This window comes from Streptomyces sp. W16 (assembly GCF_033194735.1).
Taxonomy (GTDB): Bacteria; Actinomycetota; Actinomycetes; order Streptomycetales; family Streptomycetaceae; genus Streptomyces.
On record NZ_JAWOAI010001156.1, the window covers coordinates 1 to 946 of the forward strand.

General features: G+C 73.2%; 1 protein-coding gene. It reads left to right on the forward strand.

What is annotated here, in order from left to right; all coding sequences use genetic code 11:
* Positions 1-124 precede the first annotated feature (124 nt).
* On the forward strand, positions 125-946 hold an 822-nt coding region (locus R6V09_RS53890; RefSeq protein ID WP_317888660.1), incomplete at its 3' end, for a sugar kinase.

The window sequence follows — 946 nt, forward strand, 5'->3', positions numbered from 1 at the left end:
CCCCGCTGCTGCGCGACGCCGACCGGGACCCCGCCCCCGAGGCGCTGAGCGCCCTCACGGCCCGGGCCCGCGCACTGCTGGAGACGGTCAGGCCCGACACCGGGCCCGAGGAGAAGAACGACCTGTGAACAGCCGCAAGCCTGTTGTCGAGAACGACGAGCTCTACCTCGTCACCGTGGGCGAGACCCTGGGCGTCCTGTCCGCCGCCGGTCCCGGCCCGCTCACCCTGGGCACCACCCTGCGCCTCGGCATCGCCGGCGCCGAGTCCAACGTGGCGATCGGCGTAAGTCGCCTGGGCGGCAGGGCCACTTGGATCGGCCGCGTGAGCGAGGACGAGCTGGGCGAGCTGGTGCTGCGGGAGCTGCGGGCGGAAGGGGTCACCGCGCTGGCGGTACGCGATCCGGCCCCGACTTCCCTCCTCCTCAAGGAGAGACGCACCAGCACGCACCACCGGATGCGCTACTACCGCACGGCGACTGCAGGGGTCCGCCTCTCCCCCGAGGACATCCCGGAGGCGGTGGTGGCGGGGGCGGCGATCCTCCACATCACCGGCATCACACCGGCGTTGGGGGAGGGTCCGGCGCGAGCGGTCCGCCGGGCGGTGGACATCGCCCGCGACGCGGGGGTGTTGGTCTCCCTCGACATCAACTTCCGTTCGCTGCTGTGGAACGAGCACGAGGCGAGGAAGGCCGTACTTCCCCTCCTCCATGACAGCGACCTGGTGTTCGCGGGCCCGCACGAGGCCCGGCTCGCGGTGCCGGACCGCCACGAACCCGAGGAACTGGCCAAGGGGATCTGCGAGTTGGGCCCCTCCGGTGCCGTGATCAAGCTGGGCGCGGAGGGAGCCTTCGCGCTCCTCGACGGCCGCCCCCACCGCCAACCCGCGCTGCCCGCCCGCGTGCACGACTCGGTCGGCGCCGGGGACGCCTTCGTGGCGGGCTACCTG